Source organism: Anabaena sp. WFMT (assembly GCF_051781005.1).
Taxonomy (GTDB): Bacteria; Cyanobacteriota; Cyanobacteriia; order Cyanobacteriales; family Nostocaceae; genus Anabaena.
The window spans coordinates 378,143-398,469 of the sequence record NZ_JBPWOA010000026.1; the positions used below are offsets into that span (position 1 = coordinate 378,143).

Annotated in this window: 19 protein-coding genes; 11 read left to right on the top strand and 8 right to left on the bottom strand. The window is 38.9% G+C overall.

The features are described 5' to 3' along the window. Nucleotides 1-270 precede the first annotated feature (270 nt). Nucleotides 271-2,181: an acetate--CoA ligase family protein gene (locus ACSQ6I_RS18520; protein WP_438891760.1), complete on the bottom strand. Its 1,911-nt coding sequence runs from the start codon at nucleotides 2,179-2,181 to the stop codon at nucleotides 271-273. 443 nt (nucleotides 2,182-2,624) lie between these two features. Between ACSQ6I_RS18520 and ACSQ6I_RS18525 the strand changes: the two genes are divergently transcribed. Further along, entirely contained in the window at nucleotides 2,625-3,464 is an 840-nt protein-coding gene (locus ACSQ6I_RS18525; RefSeq protein ID WP_438891761.1) for a cyanophycinase, read from the top strand. Nucleotides 3,465-3,489: 25 nt separating this feature from the next. On the opposite strand, the gene ACSQ6I_RS18530 is transcribed toward ACSQ6I_RS18525, so the two are convergent. From ACSQ6I_RS18530 to ACSQ6I_RS18550, 5 genes are all read right to left on the bottom strand, one after another. Continuing rightward, nucleotides 3,490-4,713, bottom strand: coding sequence for a M20 metallopeptidase family protein (locus ACSQ6I_RS18530; protein WP_438891762.1), 1,224 nt, complete (start codon nucleotides 4,711-4,713; stop codon nucleotides 3,490-3,492). Between the two features lie 237 nt (nucleotides 4,714-4,950). Further along, nucleotides 4,951-5,175, bottom strand: a complete 225-nt coding sequence (locus ACSQ6I_RS18535) for a hypothetical protein (RefSeq protein WP_438891763.1) — start codon at nucleotides 5,173-5,175, stop codon at nucleotides 4,951-4,953. Between the two features lie 6 nt (nucleotides 5,176-5,181). After that, a complete protein-coding gene (locus ACSQ6I_RS18540; RefSeq protein ID WP_438891764.1) occupies nucleotides 5,182-6,822 on the bottom strand; it encodes a GspE/PulE family protein in 1,641 nt (546 codons plus the stop codon). 617 nt (nucleotides 6,823-7,439) lie between these two features. Beyond that, a complete protein-coding gene (gene bioD / locus ACSQ6I_RS18545; RefSeq protein WP_438891765.1) occupies nucleotides 7,440-8,117 on the bottom strand; it encodes a dethiobiotin synthase in 678 nt (225 codons plus the stop codon). 79 nt (nucleotides 8,118-8,196) lie between these two features. Further along, complete coding sequence (locus ACSQ6I_RS18550) at nucleotides 8,197-9,915, bottom strand: protein kinase domain-containing protein (protein WP_438891766.1); 1,719 nt, start codon at nucleotides 9,913-9,915, stop codon at nucleotides 8,197-8,199. A 995-nt stretch (nucleotides 9,916-10,910) separates the two neighbouring features. Here ACSQ6I_RS18550 and ACSQ6I_RS18555 point away from each other — a divergent pair. After that, on the top strand, nucleotides 10,911-11,927 hold the full coding sequence (locus tag ACSQ6I_RS18555) for a ribose-phosphate pyrophosphokinase (RefSeq protein WP_438891799.1): 1,017 nt from the start codon (nucleotides 10,911-10,913) through the stop codon (nucleotides 11,925-11,927). A gap of 70 nt (nucleotides 11,928-11,997) precedes the next feature. Here ACSQ6I_RS18555 and ACSQ6I_RS18560 read toward each other — a convergent pair whose 3' ends face one another. Both ACSQ6I_RS18560 and ACSQ6I_RS18565 read right to left on the bottom strand, forming a co-directional pair. Next, nucleotides 11,998-12,570 (bottom strand): HD domain-containing protein, encoded by a 573-nt coding sequence (locus ACSQ6I_RS18560; protein ID WP_438891767.1) that lies wholly within the window; start codon nucleotides 12,568-12,570, stop codon nucleotides 11,998-12,000. Between the two features lie 128 nt (nucleotides 12,571-12,698). After that, the gene (locus ACSQ6I_RS18565) at nucleotides 12,699-13,988 is read right to left on the bottom strand and encodes a serine/threonine protein kinase (protein WP_438891768.1); all 1,290 of its coding nucleotides are present in this window, start codon (nucleotides 13,986-13,988) and stop codon (nucleotides 12,699-12,701) included. Between the two features lie 118 nt (nucleotides 13,989-14,106). On the opposite strand from ACSQ6I_RS18565, the gene ACSQ6I_RS18570 reads away from it, so the two are divergent. The 9 genes from ACSQ6I_RS18570 to ACSQ6I_RS18610 all read left to right on the top strand — a co-directional run bounded on the left by ACSQ6I_RS18570 (nucleotide 14,107) and on the right by ACSQ6I_RS18610 (nucleotide 20,188). Further along, nucleotides 14,107-14,370 (top strand): hypothetical protein, encoded by a 264-nt coding sequence (locus ACSQ6I_RS18570; RefSeq protein ID WP_438891769.1) that lies wholly within the window; start codon nucleotides 14,107-14,109, stop codon nucleotides 14,368-14,370. Beyond that, nucleotides 14,371-14,835, top strand: a complete 465-nt coding sequence (locus ACSQ6I_RS18575; RefSeq protein WP_438891770.1) for a type II toxin-antitoxin system VapC family toxin — start codon at nucleotides 14,371-14,373, stop codon at nucleotides 14,833-14,835. Nucleotides 14,836-15,004: 169 nt separating this feature from the next. Then, complete coding sequence (gene typA, locus ACSQ6I_RS18580; protein ID WP_438891771.1) at nucleotides 15,005-16,795, top strand: translational GTPase TypA; 1,791 nt, start codon at nucleotides 15,005-15,007, stop codon at nucleotides 16,793-16,795. Between the two features lie 327 nt (nucleotides 16,796-17,122). Then, entirely contained in the window at nucleotides 17,123-17,713 is a 591-nt protein-coding gene (locus ACSQ6I_RS18585; RefSeq protein ID WP_438891772.1) for a Uma2 family endonuclease, read from the top strand. Nucleotides 17,714-17,783: 70 nt separating this feature from the next. Beyond that, a complete protein-coding gene (locus tag ACSQ6I_RS18590) occupies nucleotides 17,784-18,425 on the top strand; it encodes a Uma2 family endonuclease (RefSeq protein ID WP_438891800.1) in 642 nt (213 codons plus the stop codon). A gap of 32 nt (nucleotides 18,426-18,457) precedes the next feature. Continuing rightward, nucleotides 18,458-18,778 (top strand): DUF433 domain-containing protein, encoded by a 321-nt coding sequence (locus tag ACSQ6I_RS18595; protein ID WP_438891773.1) that lies wholly within the window; start codon nucleotides 18,458-18,460, stop codon nucleotides 18,776-18,778. Then, entirely contained in the window at nucleotides 18,778-18,942 is a 165-nt protein-coding gene (locus ACSQ6I_RS18600; RefSeq protein WP_438891774.1) for a hypothetical protein, read from the top strand. The genes ACSQ6I_RS18595 and ACSQ6I_RS18600 overlap by 1 nt, the downstream gene beginning before the upstream one ends. A 198-nt stretch (nucleotides 18,943-19,140) precedes the next feature. Beyond that, a complete protein-coding gene (locus ACSQ6I_RS18605; protein ID WP_438891775.1) occupies nucleotides 19,141-19,629 on the top strand; it encodes an endonuclease NucS domain-containing protein in 489 nt (162 codons plus the stop codon). A gap of 88 nt (nucleotides 19,630-19,717) precedes the next feature. Then, nucleotides 19,718-20,188 (top strand): hypothetical protein, encoded by a 471-nt coding sequence (locus ACSQ6I_RS18610; RefSeq protein WP_438891776.1) that lies wholly within the window; start codon nucleotides 19,718-19,720, stop codon nucleotides 20,186-20,188. Nucleotides 20,189-20,327: the final 139 nt, after the last annotated feature.

The following is a 20,327-nucleotide window of genomic DNA, read 5'->3' on the forward strand; positions in this document are numbered from 1 at the left end:
GTGAATATTTTTTATTACTTTTTGGTTACAAAATATCTCGTTCCTAGTCTCTGACTAGGAATGCCATCAGAGAGGCTCTGCCTCTACTGTAACTGATAGCACAGCGTAATATTAGTCATAGAAGGTAGAGCCTTTAGAATTCATTCCCATACAGAGTATGGGAACGAGAATTGAATAAGTTTGAGATAACGTCATTACAACGTTTTCACGTTAAGTTCACAACAATGAGCATTGCGCTTTACCTCTACTGACTCCTGCTTCAATTTTTGGTTACAAAATCGAGCTAATTTCTTTCAAATAAACCCTTGTAAAAGGCTCATCATCACCCAAAGCGTAATCTTCAATTAATCCTTGACGGCGAATAGAAACCTCTTGTTCTTTCTTAATCACCTCAATTGAATCATCAAAAATATCTCTGATTAACATCATCTCAGTTTCACTGGGATTATCCAATACGACAATATTACTCCCCTGGTAAAACATCCCATCTTCTTCCAGGATATCTTCTGAGTATTCAACAATGAGTAGGTCAAGTTTGGGATTACGTAACAAAATTTGGACATTGCTGTTGTAATCTTTTTGCAATACCTTTTTGGAACGATTGACAAACGTTCCTTGACGACAAACAGCGCCAATTGTCCATTCAGGATGTTGTGAAAGAATGTGATCAATTGTTTCTTGTAATTCATTGATAGAGATTTGATTAAAAGTGATAATGGGAATTCTGGAATCTCTACCAGATTGAAAAAAGGTTGACAAAATCTGAGCAGGAACATCAACACTTTCACCCATCGCCGGGTTAAGATGCATTAAAATTCCCGGTGCAGAGTTAATTTCTAAGATAGCAAAGTTACCAGTTTTCCAAGATTCAGAAATATCTTCAGCAATGATATCAATTCCCAAACAAGTGAGGCGAAAATATTGGGCTATATCTTGAGCCAAGATGATATTATCGTGGTGAATTATTTTTGTAGCATCAATACTTGTGCCACCGGCGGACAGATTAGCAACTTTACGCAAATAAACAGTGCGATCGCTCTCAATGATACTATCTAACCTCAAACCCTGTTCATCTATATACCTTTCGAGCGCCTCATCAATCTCAATCCTACTCATCGGTGAAGTTGGTGTATCCCAACGTTCTGGTTTGCGATTTTCCCGTCTAATTAATTCTTTAACAGTTGCGGAACCATCACCCGTAACTGATGCTGGACAGCGTTCTGTAGCGGCAATAAATCTACCATTAACACACAGTAAGCGAAAATCTTTTCCCCGGATGCTTTTCTCTACAATAATTCGCGTTGGCTGTTCTTCAGGAATCGCTATCAACGCTCTACTATAAGCCGATGCCAACTCTCTAGAATTATGCACGTCAGGAGTTACACCAATTCCTTTATGACCTACCACCGGCTTAACAGCAACTGGGTAGCCAATATCTCTTGCTACCTCCACAGCTTCCTGTTCAGAAAAAACAATTTCGCCCTCTGGAATCGGGAAACCCAATTTGTGTAAAAATTCTTTACAGTCATCCTTGCGAGTAGAAAATTCTGAATCTATATGACTATCACTATCAAAAGTAGTCGCTACTCCCCGCACCAGTTTTCTACCAAAACCATATTGCATTAATCCCTCTTCCCATAAATAGAAAGCGGGAATACCTTGGTTATAAGCCGTTTGGAATAAAGCGTAAACTGTAGGTCCACCGTAAGCAGATAAACGGAATCTATTTTGCAGTTTAATCAACCCTTCCTCAAACAAAAATTCCTCATGTTGAGTAATAGTTTCCCACCAATCCCAAACAAAATAAACTACTGCTCTACTTGTCAGTTCATGTAGTGATTGGATGCTAATTCTGACAAAATCATGCTCAGGCTTGACACTCCAGTGATTGAGATGCAAACCCATATCTAATTTTCCCACTTCGGAAACAACACGCGCAAACAAATCAGCATAGGAATTATATGTCTGCTTGCCTAAGTGAGAATACATCTTGCTAATATCAAAAACATATTCTTCTATCTTTAGTGGCTCTCCAAATCCAGTTAAAGCAAAATCAAAAATTAATGCACTCCTATCTAAATAGGGATTTGGTCCAATGTAATATTTTAAATTAAAAATATCGAAGACATCAGTTTTTCTGGCATTGATGCGGATGACATCGCTGCTTTGTGCTTGAATCATTGATAATCAACCTTTCTCTAAACACCCTGAAATTTAAATTCTGACTTTTTTGTATTTATAGCTAAATTTTAGTTACACAGAATGATAATTTCAGCTATCTCAGGGCATAATTTTAACCACATCACAGCAGAATTTAGTAGGGATAAAGCACAATGCTCATGAGTCTCAACTTAAAACTAAATCCTTACCAGATATCGTTCCCAGTCTCCGACTGAGAATGCTATCACAAGGCTCTGCCTATATCTGTCACAAAAGGAAGGCAGAGCCTTCTATAATTCATTCCTATACAGAGTATGGGAACAAGAAAAGAAGAAGAAGAAGAATTTATTTTTCACCTATTACCTTTTCCCTATTCACCGTTATATGTAATCTACCAAACGAAAGATTTTATTGTTTTCACATCATGTTTTATTGAAATTAGATAACTCAAACCAGGAGACGTTATGTCTGAGAATCAAAATAAAGGACAATTAGTAATTATTGGTGGTGCTGAAGAAAAAAATGGAGATGCACCGATTTTACGAGAGTTTGTCCGCCGGGCTGGAGGTGTAAAAGCAAACATTGTAATTATGACAGCCGCAACCGAATTACCTAGAGAAGTAGGAGCGAAATATATTGAAGTATTTGAACGTTTAGGAGCTTCAGAAGTTCGTATTATTGATACAGAGACCCGTGAAGATGCATCCTCATCTACAGCATTAGAAGCAATTCATAGAGCAACAGGTATCTTTTTTACTGGGGGAGACCAAGCGCGGATTACCAGTATTCTCAAAAACACTGAAATTGATGCAGCCATTCACAAAAAACATTCTGAAGGTGCTGTTGTCGCTGGGACTAGTGCAGGTGCTGCTGTGATGCCAGATAAAATGATTGTGGAAGGTGACTCCCAAACCAGCGCCAGATTAGAAATTGTGGAAATGGGGCCTGGTCTTGGTTTTCTCCCTGGTGTCGTCATCGATCAGCATTTTTCTGAACGCGGACGTTTGGGACGTTTAATTACTGCTTTGGTACAAGAGCCTGTAGTTTTAGGCTTTGGTATTGATGAAAATACTGCAATTGTAGTATCCGATGGGCAAATAGAAGTCTTTGGTGAGGGTTCAGTCACAATTGTTGATGAATCAGAAGGTACATATAACAATATGGATCAAATCTTGAAAGATGAACCCTTGGCTGTTTGTGGTGTGAAGCTGCATATTTTGCCCCATGGCCACAAATTTGACTTGAAAACTCGCCAACCTATCCTGGATAATAAAACTTCTGTTTCTGGAAGGAGCAAGGTGTAAACCATACTCCTAAATTTTTGTATTTTTATTGTTCAGGTAAAAATTTTTCTACACACCTGACAAACATTTCTACACCCATGACTAAAGCGGTTTCATCAAAGTCAAATCGGGGATGATGATGGGGATAATTTAACTTTTTCTCTGCATTAGCTGAACCTAAAAAGAAATAGCAACCAGGAACTTCTTGCAGGAAAAATGACATATCTTCACTGCCCATAATTTGGCATTCTGGGATGATACCTAAAGGGGTTTCTACAACTTCTTCGGCTACATTTCGCACTAATTCTGCCATCCCGACATCATTAATTACTGGAGGGTAAAGATTGATATATTCTAATTCATAATTTGCACCATGACTTTGGCAAACTCCGGCAATGATTTGCTCAATACGTTGTTTAAAGAAGCCTGCTAAATCGGTATTAAAATATCTGACTGAGCCACTCATTCTGGCTGTATCAGCAATCACATTCATTCTAGTGCCTGCGTGGAGTTCACCTATTGTCACTACGGCTGAATCTAAGGGGTTGACGTTCCGGGCAACAATGGTTTGTAAGGCATTGACGATTTGAGCGGCAACGACGACTGAATCAATGGTTTGATGGGGTAATGCTCCATGTCCACCTTTACCTAAAATGGTGCAGTTAAAGAAGTCTACAGCAGCCATAAAACCGCCAGAACGGACTCCTACTTTACCAACAGAAAGATCATTCCATAGGTGTAAACCGATAATGGCCTCAACATCTGGGTTTTTGAGTACCCCTGCTTCTATCATGGGTTTTGCACCTCCTGGCCCTTCTTCTGCGGGTTGGAAGATAATTTTCACCGTTCCAGCAAAGTCTTGACGATGGTGATGGAGATAGTATGCTGTTCCCAGTGCGATCGCAGTATGACCATCATGTCCACAGGCGTGCATCACCCCATTATGCTGTGAGCAATAAGCAACTTCATTCTCTTCTTGAATTGGTAAAGCATCCATATCAGCACGAATTGCTAAAACTTTACCATGCTGAGATTTTTCACCTTTGATAATGGCGACAATGCCAGTTTTAGCTACACCTGTTTGATGTTCTATTCCCCATTCTTGCAATTTTTGGGAAATAAACTCAGATGTTAATTTTTCCTGAAAACCCAATTCTGGCTTTTGATGTATGCGTCGTCTCCATTCTATTAATTGCGGTTGTAATGAGCGAATTTGCAACCGTACATTAGCAAGATTTTCAGTAGAAGAATTTGGGATTGTAGAAATCATTGTGAACACAACTAAATATAAATAGATTTGACTTTAGCGTAAGAATTCAGGAGTCAGGAGTCAGAATGCTTATGAAATGAAGAATAGAGAGAAGTTAAATTTTATCAAAATCATCAAAGTTGACTTAGAAAGCCTTTATTCTTTTGACTTCTGTATTCTCTATCCTGAATACTTATCACTTTAGCTTATCTTACTCCATAAGACATATTCCATCTGTCTATAGTCTCAAAACATGAGTTAACAGAGGATTTCGTAAGGATTCAGGATACATAATGTTTGATATAGCAGAGAACAGAAGAGAAAAATATTCTTCCTTCTTCCTTCTTCCTTCTTCCTTCTTCCTTCTTCCTTCTTCCTTCTTCCTTCTTCCTTCTTCCTTCTTTCTTCTTTCTTCTTTCTCCTGACTCCTGACTCCTGACTCCTGACTCCTGAATTCTTACGGAATTTCTTCTTTAAGTCCATAATTATTCAGACAGAATATTTGCGAGATAAAGCACTATGAGGCAAAACCCTTAGCACTTCTTCTAATGTTGTCACTCCAGTTGTTACCTTTTGGGCAGCAGAGACACTAAAGGAAGTAAAATTAATCTCCTTGAGATAAGAATGTAGCTGAGTCATTGTTCCTTCATAAATCAACTCTCTCACCCTATCATCTACATCTAGTAATTCCACAATTGCTTCTCGTCCTAAATAGCCAGAATCAAAGCATCTAGGACAACCTTTCCCTCGTCGCCAGCCTTGGGTTGTAGCCGGTGTTGCTTCTAGTCCCAGTTTTTGCAAATCTGCTGTTGTGGGGGTGTAGGGTTCTGTACAATGGGGGCAAACTCGACGCACCAAACGTTGGGCAACAATACCTAAGAGAGCATCGCTGATTAAACCTGGATCTGGTCCAATATCTTTTAAACGGGGAATTGTGCCTACAGCATCATTAGTGTGGAGTGTGGTAAACACCAAATGTCCAGTTAAAGCAGCTCTAACGGCTGTTTCTGCCGTCTCATGATCTCTAATTTCTCCTAACATAATTACATCAGGATCTTGGCGGAGAATCGCTCGTAAACCCGCTGCAAATGTCATACCTGCGGCTTCGTTGACTTGGGTTTGGGTGATACCTGATAGGACATATTCTACTGGGTCTTCCACTGTCACGACATTAACTGATTCGGTGGCAACTGCTTGCAAACTGGTGTATAGCGTGCTGGTTTTACCTGAACCAGTTGGCCCTGTGAGGATAATCATCCCTTGTGGTTGGCTTAACCAGCTTTTATAAGTCTCCAATGCAGATGCGGAAAAGCCGAGTTTGGTGATATCAGAGAAGGGATTACGCTGGGGTAGTAAGCGGATGACCACTTTCTCCCCACCGACACAGGGAAGGGTGCTAACTCGCATATCTAATCCCACTTCTGATGAATCTCCGACTGCATACTTTTGGCTAATGCGTCCATCTTGAGGGCGACGGCTTTCACCAATATCTAGTTCAGACATGACTTTGGTGGCTACAACTATTCTCCGACTCACTTCTAGAGGGAGAGTGGTAATATTCCGCAGTACGCCATCAATGCGATAGCGGACTCTTAAACCCTCTGACATTGGTTCAAGGTGAATGTCACTAGCGCGGTTGCGTAAGGCACTACTGAAAAGGGTTTTGACTCTTTCGATTTGGTCAGATGCTTTGGAGAGATAGAGTTCTGCAACTTCAGAAATATTTTCTATTTCCGATTCTTTGGTGAGAGGATTAATTAATGAATCTGCACTAATTTTATTGAGGTCGAGTTTTTGTGTCAGAAACCAAGATTTATAGCTTTTTTCACTAATGGGAATAATTTTAATTTCAGTGAAAGTGCGATCGCACAATTTCTTTACTATATCTGGTATCAGAGTCACTGGACTCCCCAAATAGTAACAGTTACGCCAAAGTATGAGGGGAACGACTGGAGGTAATTCTTGGGGATTAGGAAATAATTTAAAAAACCGATAACTGACTTCTATATCTAATAATTCAAGGTTAAGTTTTCCTGCCTCATTTAACAAAAGACCGATTGCTTGTTGGCAGTCAATTTCTCCCTTTTTTAGTTGTTGCCAAGGAGATGGAGTATTAATGACACTTTGCATAGGGTTTAAATAACAGGAGAACAGAATTAGATCCTGAAGAACCAATTTTCCCAGAAATGTTTAATTGCGTAACCAAACTTTATATACTTAGATAAATTTAGGCTACAGGTGTCATTTTCCATCTTACCCACATAAGTTCCTTAACCCATCAAATGTTCTCAAGTAAGGGACTTCTAAATAAAAAACACTCAACTACCTAACGTAAAAAATTTCACTTCGACCCTTCGACAAGCTCAGTGACTACTCAAACCCTTATTCCTCCGTGTCGCGCCAGTTGCTACAAGTCGGGAAACCCGCCCAACGCACTGGCTTCTCTGCGCCTCTGCGGTATGGCTAACGCTCCCGTAAGGGATACGTTAATCGGGATAGTTTATTTCTTGGAAGTCCCTAAGAGTAAGCCACAAAATAAATGATCCTGTTTTGTCATGCTGAGTGTAGCAAAGCGAAACGAAGCATCTCGGAGGATTCTTCACTACACTTCGTTCCGTTCAGAATGACATTGGGCATTTCTTGTTGTGGAGTTCTCTAAAGCCACATCCTGTTCATCCTTAAATCCTGGAAATCCTGTTAGCGTAGCTTGGCGTTAGCCATATCTGACAGTTTCCTTAACTAGCAACTTACGTTAATATTTCCCAGTCTAAATTAGATCCAATTTCAGCAAGTTTATCTAAATCAGTGGGATTTTCTAAATAAGGTAAACAACCTAAAACGGGGATGTGAGTAAATGATTGAATTAACTGCGGTGGTGTTAAATCAGCTATTTCTGCTTCTGTGCGGGGTTGAGTACAGTTGAGAATAATCCCACGCAGATTAATCTTAGTTTGTCTAGCTAATGCTACATTAGCCACGGCTTGAGCGATCGCACCTAATCTTACTGGCACAACCAAAACCGTTGGTAAACGCCATTCACCCGCTAAATCTGCTACTGTCAATTCATCAGTAACTGGTGAACCCAATCCTCCCAAAGACTCCACCAACAAAAAATCACGTTCCTTTTGTAACTTGAGTAGAGTCTGCCAAACCAAAGCTAAATCTATAGTACGATTTTCCTTAGCTGCTGCAATTGGTGGAGCTAGAGGTGCTTGAAAATACAAAGGTGTAATCTCTTCTGGCGACTGATTTAGTGTAAAAAGAGTCTGATAAAGTTCACTATCACCGACACCAGATTGAATCGGTTTCATAATCCCCAAGCTGCTTTGAGGGTAATATTTTTGCCGATAAGCTGCCAAGGCTGTGGTCAAAAAAGTTTTGCCAGCGTCCGTATCAGTCCCTGTAATTAGTAATGTGTTTAACAATTTATTTACCAAGAATTACTGTTTCTTACTTAAAATTCTACCCTGCAATTTTCTTGCAGGGACTACTTATAATTTAGCGTTAATTTTGTTGATCAAATCCTGGTGTTGATGTTGTTTCAGGTAATTGATTATTGTTCTCTACATCTGTAGTAGGAGTTTCCGTTGGTGTTGGTGTCTCTACAGGTGTAGGAGTTTCCGCTGGTGTTGGTGTCTCTGTAGGTGTAGGAGTTTCCGTTGGTGTTGGTGTCTCTGTAGGTGTAGGAGTTTCCGTTGGTGTTGGTGTCTCTGTAGGTGTAGTTAGTGTTGATAAAGCAACACTGAGACTGTAATAACTTTCAGCCACTCCCTCTGACAGACTTAATTGAATAATGTATTTACCACTATCTAATAAGATGCCTTCAAATGATGTAACTGGTTGAGATTGTCCATCAATTGGTTGACCATTGGGAGTTAGCACTGTTAGCGAAATTCCAGATCCTTGGTCAACGGAAACCGTTAATTTTTGCCCAGCTTGAGCCGCAAAACTATATTGAATTATGTCATTTACTTTAAGAGTATCCTCGACTGTAGCAGTATTAAATCTACCTAATTTCAGGCGTTTTTGATATACAACAGATTGGGTATTAGTGGGTGTAGGTGTAGGTGACAGTGTAAATGTAGTATCAGGAATTACTGGTGAGGGAAAATTTTGAGGTACAGATGTTCCTGCTGATGGTTGTTGGGATGAATTGCGAAGAGACTTGACTATTGCCCAAGAACCAAATCCCGCTAAAATAACTACAGCACTGCCAATAGCCCCAATTGCTAACGGTTTATCGAGGATTGAACTGGTTTGTTTTGGACTAGTTTGTTGAGGATAAATTACAGGACGAGGTTTTTGAGGTGATCTTGGTTTCGGTTGCGGACTATTACCAACAGCGAGAGTTTGTACATAGGATGTATTGGTTTGAGGAACATGGGGTTGATCTAGTGATTGCAAGGCTAATTGCACTTGTGCTGCACTTTGAAAGCGATCGCTCGGAACATAGCTTAACATTCGCTGTAAGACTTCAGCAAAACGCGGATTAATCGTTACCCATTGCTGCCAATTCCAACTCAGTTTAGTTTCATCAAATAAATCTGTCGGTTCTTTCAGCGTTAACAAAACTATGGCCGTTACTGCCAGTGCATACAAGTCACTATTAGGATAAGCCCTGCCTGATTGAATTTGCTCACTGGGAGAATAGCCCATTTTACCCACAGTAGTTACCTGGTTTTGATTCGGCGTATATAATCGCGTAGCTAGTTCTTTAACTACCCCAAAATCAATTAACACAGGTTTTTTGTCACTGTCTCGCAAAATCAAATTATCCGGTGATATATCACGATGAATAATCCCGCAGCCGTGAATGTATTCTAAAACTGGCAATAAAGAGTTCAGCAACTCTAAAACCTCTGTCTCTGAAAAAGATTGACCAACAGCTTGGCGTTCAGCTAACAAAGTATGGTAAGTCTTCCCAGCAACGTAATCCTGCACCAAAAACAAGCGTTGGTCTTGTTCAAATTTTTCCCGAAACTTCGGTATTTGTGGATGCTCAATTTGATATAAAGTCGCAGCTTCTCGCTCAAACAACTCTTTTGCCTTTTTTTCACTAGCAGTTCCCTTGACTGCGATCGTTAATTCCTTAATCGCACAAAGTTCGTTAAAGCGCCTCTGGTCTTCTGCAAGATAGGTTCTACCAAATCCCCCCTGTCCAAGAACGTGAATTATATGGTAACGATTTTGCAGGACAGTACTAACTGTAATGGGTGGTTGCATAATCAATTGATTAAGTGTAATAGCAACAGAGTTAGAAGATAAAGCTTAAAGGACTAATTATAGACAATATGACCTGGCTGTACCGATAGTTATAGCTGCGATCGCACAATGTCTAACGCATCTTTTGCAAAAAAATGGTACGTTACTATGCTATTCAAGTTTGGCATTTTATTTGATCCACATTTTTTAATACAGCAGATAGCAGGTAGATAAGGGACAAAATATGATCACAAAGCTATGCTACACCCATACTTTTATTCCTAACTCCGTTCGACTGAGGCTCACAGCGAAGCCTTAATTCTGCTGTATATTGTTGCAGTTTCGATCATGATCCTACCGTTGGCGTGAGCCGTGTATAAGCACTACATCATCACTTTTTGGAAATGATATAGACTCTACACCTGACAGCTTTAACGTTTTAGTAGCGCATAGACCCTAAAAAAACCACCTCAGACCTTCCGTCTTTCTGCACTAATCTCTGAATTTAGCGCTAGTATCATAAAATAATTAGCTGCACCTTGGATGCTTATAGTAGATAACGCAAAACAGGGAACAGGTTTGAAAGTTCTTTGGTGTCTGTAGCGTAGCGTGGCCTAAGCCATATTTTATGATAACGGTATGTTCTCATCCTACGGAAAACCTCTATAAGCATAAGTGTTCTACTGCCTGAGAAATAATTTAATTATCACTTCATGTGTAAATCTTTTATTCTCAGTTATAAAAGAAACGGGTACAATAAGTAACCTACTTACTAATTTCTTGAATATTTGCGCGGTTTACTTCAACACCTAACACTGGAAACTATGGAACTATTTGAGAAAATAGATGTCAGTGAAATCCTCATTGGTTTTTTCACTAAAGGATTAGAAAATTAGCAAATGTAATTTTATGGAGAAATCTTTCTTTCTTTGTATAAAATCTTCAACAAAACTTATAGATTTTTTATTTAGTCTATGTCAGTAAAATCTTCTAATTCTCTAAATGATAATATTGCCATGAATGCACATCGAGGATCTGCTGTGCTTAGTTCTGCGACTTTAAAAGTACAACCAGCAGCCACAGGAATTACAGAAAATCATCGCCTGCGGCTTTTTTCTGGCTCTGCTAATTTACAACTATCCCAAGAAGTATCTCGTTATTTGGGAATGGACTTGGGACCAATGATTCGCAAAAGATTTGCGGACGGAGAGCTTTATGTTCAAATCCAAGAATCTATTCGGGGTTGTGATGTCTATTTAATTCAGCCCACCTGTCAACCTGTTAATGACCACTTAATGGAATTGCTGATTATGATTGATGCCTGTCGTCGGGCTTCCGCACGGCAGGTAACAGCAGTACTTCCATATTATGGTTACGCTCGTGCTGACCGCAAAACCGCAGGACGAGAATCAATAACAGCTAAGTTGGTTGCCAACCTGATCACACAAGCAGGTGCTAACCGCATTTTAGCAATGGATTTGCACGCCGCGCAAATTCAGGGATATTTCGACATCCCCTTTGATCATGTTTACGGTTCACCAGTTTTGTTAGATTATCTGGTCAGTAAACAATTGCATGACATTGTAGTTGTTTCCCCGGATGTGGGTGGTGTCGCACGAGCCAGGGCATTCGCGAAAAAGCTCAATGATGCACCATTAGCAATTATTGACAAACGCCGTCAGGCGCACAATGTCGCCGAAGTTTTGAACGTCATTGGTGATGTTAAAGGCAAAACGGCTGTGTTAGTAGATGACATGATTGATACCGGCGGCACAATTGCTGAAGGGGCTAAATTACTGCGTCAAGAAGGCGCAAGTCAGGTATATGCCTGTGCTACCCATGCAGTTTTTTCACCACCTGCGATTGAACGCTTATCAAGTGGGTTGTTTGAAGAAGTTATAGTTACTAACACCATTCCCATTCCTGAAAGCAATCAGTTTCCCCAATTGGTGACGCTTTCAGTGGCTAATTTACTGGGAGAAGCGATTTGGCGGATTCACGAAGATAGTTCACTCAGTAGTTTATTCCGTTAGTCAACAAAAGACTCTCATCCCAAAGGATGAATTATGAAATTTGAAGGATGATTGTTTTCATCTTCGTCCTTCATTTTTTCTTTGTGGCTAAAGTTTCCAATTCTGTCACGACTCTTTCTAATTCTGCGACTAAGGGCGTGATTTGATTTTTCCCAAAGGCATCGGCTAATGCTCGATAATACCAAAGTGTACCTTCTTTGCGACCTTGAAAACGTTCCCAAACTGCATCACCAATCAAGCGATAATCTTTGACAATGGATCTGGCATTATGAAGTTTATCAGAGGCAGAAACTAGCAGCACTGAAGGGGAAGCGGTGTGAATATGGGCGATGTATTTTTCCTTACGTTCTCGCCAAGGTGGTTTAGGTCTGCTGTCTGCGTCTGTACAACCATCAACAATAGCGGTGACATTATCCCCAAAACGACGACGAATTTCTTCTCTGGTGGCTGCACCTCCTTGATCTTCTATGGCATCATGTAATAAGGCTGCGATCGCTTCATCTTCGTTTGCACCATATTCTAAAGCTATGCTGGTTACTCCTAATAAATGGGTAATATAGGGAACACCAGAACCTTTTCTCACTTGTTTTGCGTGGAGTTCGTGCGCGTAGGTTAGGGCTTGGGTAAATCGTTCTGATAGCATTGATGGTTAATTTTAATTTTCTGGTTTGGTTTTGAGGTTGGTAAGAAACGAACCGCGAAGGCGCGAAGGACACGAAGGAAGAGGAAGAGAAGGAAGAGAAAGAGAGAGGTTATTGCTTTGAACCAAAACTAGTATTTTGCACTTTGACAAGCTTTGTCCATCATTTCTTTGGCCGATGGATGATAACCATTGTTATTTAAAAATGCTAAAATTGACTCTTTTACTTGATAACTAATGGCTTCACCAGTTGTTACTAATCTAGCAAAATGTTCACAGTTCCAACCTAATAAACCATAATCCCAAGTTTTGAATAATTCATAAGCAATTAAACATCTATCAAGGACTTCTTTTCTAGGCAATAAAGTTACCGATTCTACTATATGATACTTTGGCGGAATTCGGAATACAGCAAATCCATTTCCACCAAAGTTAAAAACATGGGTATCTGAGATAGTAATATGGTAGTGCAATGCAGGATCATTGTTATGTTCTCTATGATGTATAAGATATCCTGCGTTGGTACTATTATAGTTAACATGAGTTATAAACTCACGAATAATCTGATCTTCTATAATTTGTGTAACTGGGGAAATAGCAGTACTAGTTATTTCAATATTTAGAAGAGATAACCACTCTTTTATTGACTGGGGACGATTTTCTGGCTTTATTTCCATGCCCTTAATTATCGCATGATTCACTTTATCACTAATACTAGAATTTATCTCTTTTGCTTCTTCTAATTCTGTACCAATTGCTCTCATTGGTGCTATGGGTGGTAATTCTCCAGTTAACAAAGAATATAAAGTTGCAGCTAAAGCATAAACATCTGTAAATGCTCCCCGTTTTGCTCTAGCATCATATTGTTCAATTGGTGCAAAACCATCAGATAATATTTTTGTATGAGTTTTTGTTAAATTCGGTGTAAATTCTCTCGCAATGCCAAAATCAATTAACACAGCTTCTGATTTACCAGAACGTAACATAATATTTTGCGGTTTAATATCTCGATGTAATAAGCCGTGATTATGAACTACAGTTAACGCTTCTCCTATTTGCTGAATGTACATTAATGCAACATCTTCAGATAAAACACCTTGATTTTCTACCAAACTTCCTAAATCTTCCCCATCAATATATTCCATCACCATACACCACAGCGAATCTTCACTAATGACTTCATAAATTTGGACAATATGGGGATGACTACATTTAGCTAATTTAATCGCTTCGTTGAGAAAGTCTTGTTGAAATTTAGCAAAATCAGAACGCTTTTGAACTGTATTATTCAAGGTTTTGATAACAACTAAATTTCCATGATTATCTCTAGCAAGATATGTGATACCAAAACCACCTTCACCTAATTCTTTTTCTATGGTGTATTTACCATCTTGTAATTGCTGTCCTGATAACCAAGCCATAACCTGTAAACTTATCGAAACATAAGTTAATTTTGGCACGATTTTAGTCGTAAGTGCTGATTCCAGGTTGTTATTTGCCTAAAATAGTAGAAAAACCTTTATTCCAAACTAAAAACCTATGCCACAAAACATTCTTAACGAAATTCTCAATCAGCTTGATTGTTTAGAACAAGATGAACTACAACAGCTGAATCAAGCTATCCAAATATGTCTGACTGATAAAGCACAAGCGCATCAAATCACAAAATTTCATCAAGCACTTTTAAGTTCTGGTTTAGTAAAACAAATTAAGTATCCTGCTGACAGTCAAGAACAAGAAAGAAAACTCATTCAGGTACAGGGTAAGCCTGTTTCTCAAACTATCATTGAGGAACGCCGCTAAATGGCAGTTTATTTCTTAGATAGTAGTGCGTTAGTTAAACGCTATGTTGCAGAAATCGGTTCAGCTTGGGTTGTGAGTTTGTTCGATCTTACCCTAAAAAATCATGTGTTTATTGCAGCTATTACCTCTGTGGAGATTACTGCGGCGATTAGTAGGCGATTTCGTGGTGGAAGTATTAGTTCTAAAGATGCTACAGCAGTATATCATCAGTTGAGAAATGATATCCAATCTGAGTATCAGGTTCTGGAAATTACAGACAGCATCATTAATTCAGGAATGACATTGGCAGAAAAATATGGTTTACGAGGTTATGACGCAGTTCAATTAGCTGCTGGTAAAGCCATCAATACTCTTTGCATAGCAAATAATTTACCTTTATTGACTTTTATATCTGCTGATAAAGAATTAAATATAGCCGCTGCTAGTGAAGGTTTGCTTGTGGAAAATCCTAACAACCACCCCTAAACCCAAGAAATTCTCTTGCTAGTTATTCTCAAAACAACAATATTTGTGACAATTACGCTAGAATTATTAAAGGTTCGTTACAGAATCGGCAAATCATCCCCAATTCTGTTACAACAGCCAAACATTTAGCTACTAATTCTAAAAACACTAAAGTTCACATAAACTCTCTATGACGCTCCCAATTCGTAACGTCGCCATCATCGCTCACGTTGACCACGGTAAAACCACCTTGGTTGATGCTCTCCTCAAACAGTCCGGCATTTTCCGTGAAGGTGAAGACGTTCCGGATTGCGTCATGGACTCCAACGCGTTGGAGAGAGAAAGAGGGATTACAATTCTTTCTAAAAATACAGCGGTTCGCTACAAAGAAACCCTGATCAATATTGTTGATACCCCTGGACACGCTGACTTCGGTGGTGAAGTAGAACGGGTACTCGGCATGGTTGACGGTTGTCTGCTCATTGTCGATGCTAACGAAGGCCCCATGCCCCAAACTCGCTTTGTGTTGAAAAAAGCGTTGGAAAAAGGTCTGCGTCCTATCGTCGTTATTAACAAAATCGACCGTGGACAAGCTGACCCTCACGTTGCTGTTGATAAAGTCTTGGATCTGTTCTTGGAATTAGGAGCAGATGAAGACCAGTGCGACTTTAAGTATCTGTTTGCTTCCGGTATGGCTGGTTTCGCTAAAGAAACTTTGGAAGCAGAAGGGGTAGATATGCAGCCCCTATTTGATGCAATTCTTCGCCACGTACCTGCACCAGTGGGAGATCCTAACAAACCTCTGCAATTGCAAGTTACCACCCTAGATTATTCTGAATATCTAGGACGGATTATCATTGGTAAAATCCACAATGGTACTATCCGTGCCGGACAACAAGCTGCTTTGGTGGTAGAAGATGGCAGCATTGTGAAGGGTAAAATCACCAAGTTGATGGGATTTGAAGGCTTGAAGCGGGTAGACATGGAAGAAGCTACCGCTGGTTATATTGTGGCTGTGGCTGGTTTTGCTGATGCTTACATTGGTGAAACAATTACAGATCCTAATGAACCCCTAGCTTTACCATTAATTAAGGTAGATGAACCAACTTTACAAATGACCTTCTGGGTGAATGATTCACCTTTTGCTGGTCAAGAAGGTAAATTGGTAACTTCTCGGCAAATTCGCGATCGCTTGTTCCGTGAGTTAGAAACCAACGTGGCGTTGCGTGTTGAAGAAACCGACTCACCAGATAAATTCCTGGTTTCTGGTCGGGGTGAATTACACTTGGGTATCTTAATCGAAACCATGCGTCGTGAAGGTTTTGAGTTTCAAGTATCTCAGCCTCAAGTAATTTACCGCACAGTTAACGGTCATCCTTGCGAACCTTTTGAACTTCTTGCTTTAGACGTTCCTGCTGATGCAGTTGGTAGCTGTATTGAGCGTTTGGGACAACGGAAAGCGGAAATGCAAGATATGCAGCCTGGTGGAGGCGATCGCACTCAACTAGAGTTTATTGTTCCCGCCCGTGGTTTGATTGGTTTCCGTGGTGAATTCATGCGGATGACTCGTGGTGAAGGCATCATGAACCACAGTTTCCTTGATTATCGTCAACTTTCTGGGGATATTGAAGCCCGGAATAAAGGCGTTTTAATCTCCTTTGAAGAAGGTGTTTCTACCTTCTACGCCATGAAAAACTCTGAAGATAGAGGCGCATTCTTTATCAGTCCAGGAACCAAGGTTTACAGAGGCATGATTATTGGTGAACATAATCGTCCCCAAGACTTGGAATTGAACGTTTGTAAAACCAAGCAATTGACCAACCACCGTGCAGCTGGTGGTGATGAACTTGTCCAGTTACAAACACCAATAGACATGAGTTTGGAACGAGCATTGGAATACATCGCTCAAGATGAATTGGTGGAAGTTACACCTGAATCTATCCGTCTCCGCAAGATGTCTAAGAAATTGGTGAAACGGTAATCCGTAGGGGTGGGGAAACCCCACCCTCTTTCTTTAATCAGCGGTTAATCAATTTTGCTTATATCAGTTTTTAGAAAATTTGTAGACTTAACGGTTTTTGCAATAAGCAGCCTATATTTCCAATATTCTTGACACTATTCTCAATAATTTTACGAAGTTTGGTTTTTTCAGCCATTGATATTGACATAGGATATTTTTTCTGGTAATTTTATTTAAAATCCCAAGGCATTGATATGGGGTTATAAAAGCTCTTTTTCACGCAGAGACGCGGAGACACAGAGAGAAAAAGATTGAATACTTACGAACTATACCCAAAATAAAAACCTGATGATAAAAAATATTAGGTTAACAGAAGGAAAAATCATTTTTCCACAAACCATTACTTTAGAGGAGTTTTTCAAACTTCCCTATATTGAAGAATCACCAGCTTGGGAATATATTAACGGAGAAGCAATTCAAAAACCAATGGGTGGTGGTAAACACAGTCTTTTACAAAAGCGTTTAGTTGCAGTGATTGATCAATTGGGAAGTAACTATGAAGCCTTTCCTGAATTGCGCTGTACCTGCGGTAATCGTTCAGTTGTTCCGGATGTGGTGGTAATTTCTACTAATCAAATACCATTGGATGACAGCGGAGATATTATCAGCAGTGGTATTGATTTTGCACCTCCTTGGATAATAGAAATTCTTTCTCCGGCACAAAGTCAAACTAAAGTAACTGGCAATATTTTACATTGTTTGAGAAATGGCAGTCAACTAGGATGGTTAATAGATCCCAGTGAACGCTCTATTTTAGTTTATCAACCTAATTCTTTGCCAGATTTGTTAACAGGAAAAGACATTTTACCAGTTTTAGAAGATTTGAATTTGATTCTGAGTGTTGATGAAGTATTTGCTTGGTTACAGCGAAAAAATTAATACATCTTTAAGTCAAGATCAGAAATAGTCTCACATAAATTTTAAAACAAAAAAATAAGGAGTGGAAATGATGTTGTTGGAATTAAAGCGCATTCATGTACCCCCTGGACAAAGAGTTTTATTGGAAGATGTCACTTGGACAGAGTTAGAAGCAATTCTGGAAGAATTAGGAGAACATCGTGCTGCACGAATTGCTTATGATAGGGGAATGTTAGAAATTATGGCACCATTACCAGAACATGAAGATGACAAAGAAATCATTAGCGATTTAGTTAAGGTATTGTTGGAAGAATTGGATATTGAATTTAGATGTCTTGGTTCTACAACTTTTAAAAATCAATTTATGGAAAAGGGGATAGAACCTGATCAATGTTTTTATATTAAAAATGAGGCTTTAATTCGTGGGAAAAAGCGATTAGATTTAACAATTGATCCTCCTCCAGATTTAGCTTTGGAAATTGATATTACTTCCCGGACTCATACAAATATATATCAAGCTTTACAAGTTCCTGAGTTGTGGAGGTTTGAGAAGGCTAAACTGCAAATTAATATTTTAGAAGATGGGAATTATGTTGAGTCTCAGTCAAGTTTGAATTTCCCCGGTTTACCTTTGATTGAAGTGATTCCTCAATATCTTGAGCAAAGTAAAACTGCGGGGAGAAATGCGACGCTTAAAGCTTTTCGGAGTTGGGTAAGACAGCTACAGTTATAATTAAGAATATTTCTAATATGAAAGGTTAGGCTATGAATCAGCGACTGGTTGATTCCCTTGTGCAAGTAATTGAAGCACTTTCCCCAGAAGAAAGAAAACTTTTAGAAAGTCGTCTCAAACTCAATGCTGTACAGCAAACACCGGGAATTTGTGGTGGACATCCTCGAATTCGGAATACACGCATTCCTGTCTGGACGTTGGTTTCGTTTCGTCAGCAGGGAGCAAATGATGCAGAATTACTGCAAAATTATCCTAGCCTCACACATGAAGACCTTATAGCGGCGTGGAACTATTACGAACAGCATCGTTCGGAAATTGATATCATCATCACTTCCCAAAATGAGGATGATTGATGTTGAGATTGTATTCTGATGAGAACTTTCCTCTAGAAATTGTTCGACAATTACGGCTGATTCAATATGATGTGCTTACCTCCTATGAAGCAGGACAAGCTCAAATACTGTATAGTTGTTTGAGTGAAAATCCAGATTTTGCTAATCGGCTAATTAGAATTTAAAAAAATAATCAACAGAAATCGGGAATACAGGTTTTCATTTACCAAGAATACAAGAGATAGCTGATTATTTACCTTGTTCTCAGTTCTCGCACAGAGACACAAAAAGAGATTTTCATAAATAAATCGGCAATGATGATAAATCAGTCTCTGACTTTGGGAATATTTAAAATAGGAAGTTACTATAGTCAGATTTAAACAATGGATTTGGTAAATTTAAAGCCAACTGGTACAGGTTGGGAATTTGCAACTGAGGCTGATTTAGAAGATTTTGTTTGGGCTAATTTAAAGCACCTATTCGGATTAACTCCCCTGAAGCGTCAATATTTTGTCAATGGACAATATTGTGATATTTTAGCTTTGGGCAAAAATCAGCAGTTAGTCGTACTGGAATTGAAAAATATTGAAGATAGATATATTATTCAGCAGCTAACTCGATATTATCACGCGCTACAGGAGGAAAAACCTTTTGCAGATGAGGTTGACTATCAGAAGCCAATAGAACTGATAGCGATTACACCTAATTTTCATCGGGATAATTTTACAGATAGAATTTATAATCATCTATCTATTCGATTTTTTGAATTTGCTATTTTAGCAGATGATATTAGCTATTTTCTAGAGTTGAAAGATTTAGATAATCATAAATTTTTTAAAATCAATATTCCCTATCAGCAGCAAAAAAAATAGTAATGAAGATATACCCCCACCTTCCAGAGCATTAATTAACCGTCTCTCTAAATGTGAAAAGTCGAGTGAAAAAGAGAGAGAAGCTGTTTTGCGAATTCGTCAAAAAATTCTGAGTTTTGATCACCGGATGCAAGAAAATGTGAATGGTAATGTGATTGAATATGGAAAAGGGAAAAATAAGAAATGTGCAGAGTTCTATTTTTGCAATCCAGGTTCCCCCTACTATGGAAGACCTAATTTATTTTTAAGATTACCAGATCCAGAACCTTGGAGGAAAACAACAATAATGAGAATGTATATCTTAACTAATGAAGATTGGGATACATTTACTGGAATGATTAACTATCCTAGAGCTTTTATTTCCAGTAAACATAAACTGAGTACATTCTATAACTATCCAGTTTTTATAGATTCAATCAAAAGGCATAAAACAAACTTTCCATCATTGGATAAAGCCAATATTTGCTATCAAAGTTATGAAAAAATCATCAACAGTAAAACTAACTCTCTAGATTTATTAGTGGATATTGCGTTGGACACTTGGTTAAAAAGGTTATAAATGAAATATTCATAGTTTGTAGGGTGGTTTAGGCACGTAAAAAACCATAAATTCTTCACTATCTCAACTCGTTTTATTCTTGAACCAAACAACTCAATCAGCTTCACTGCTAAAATCCAACTAATTAAAACCTAAATTT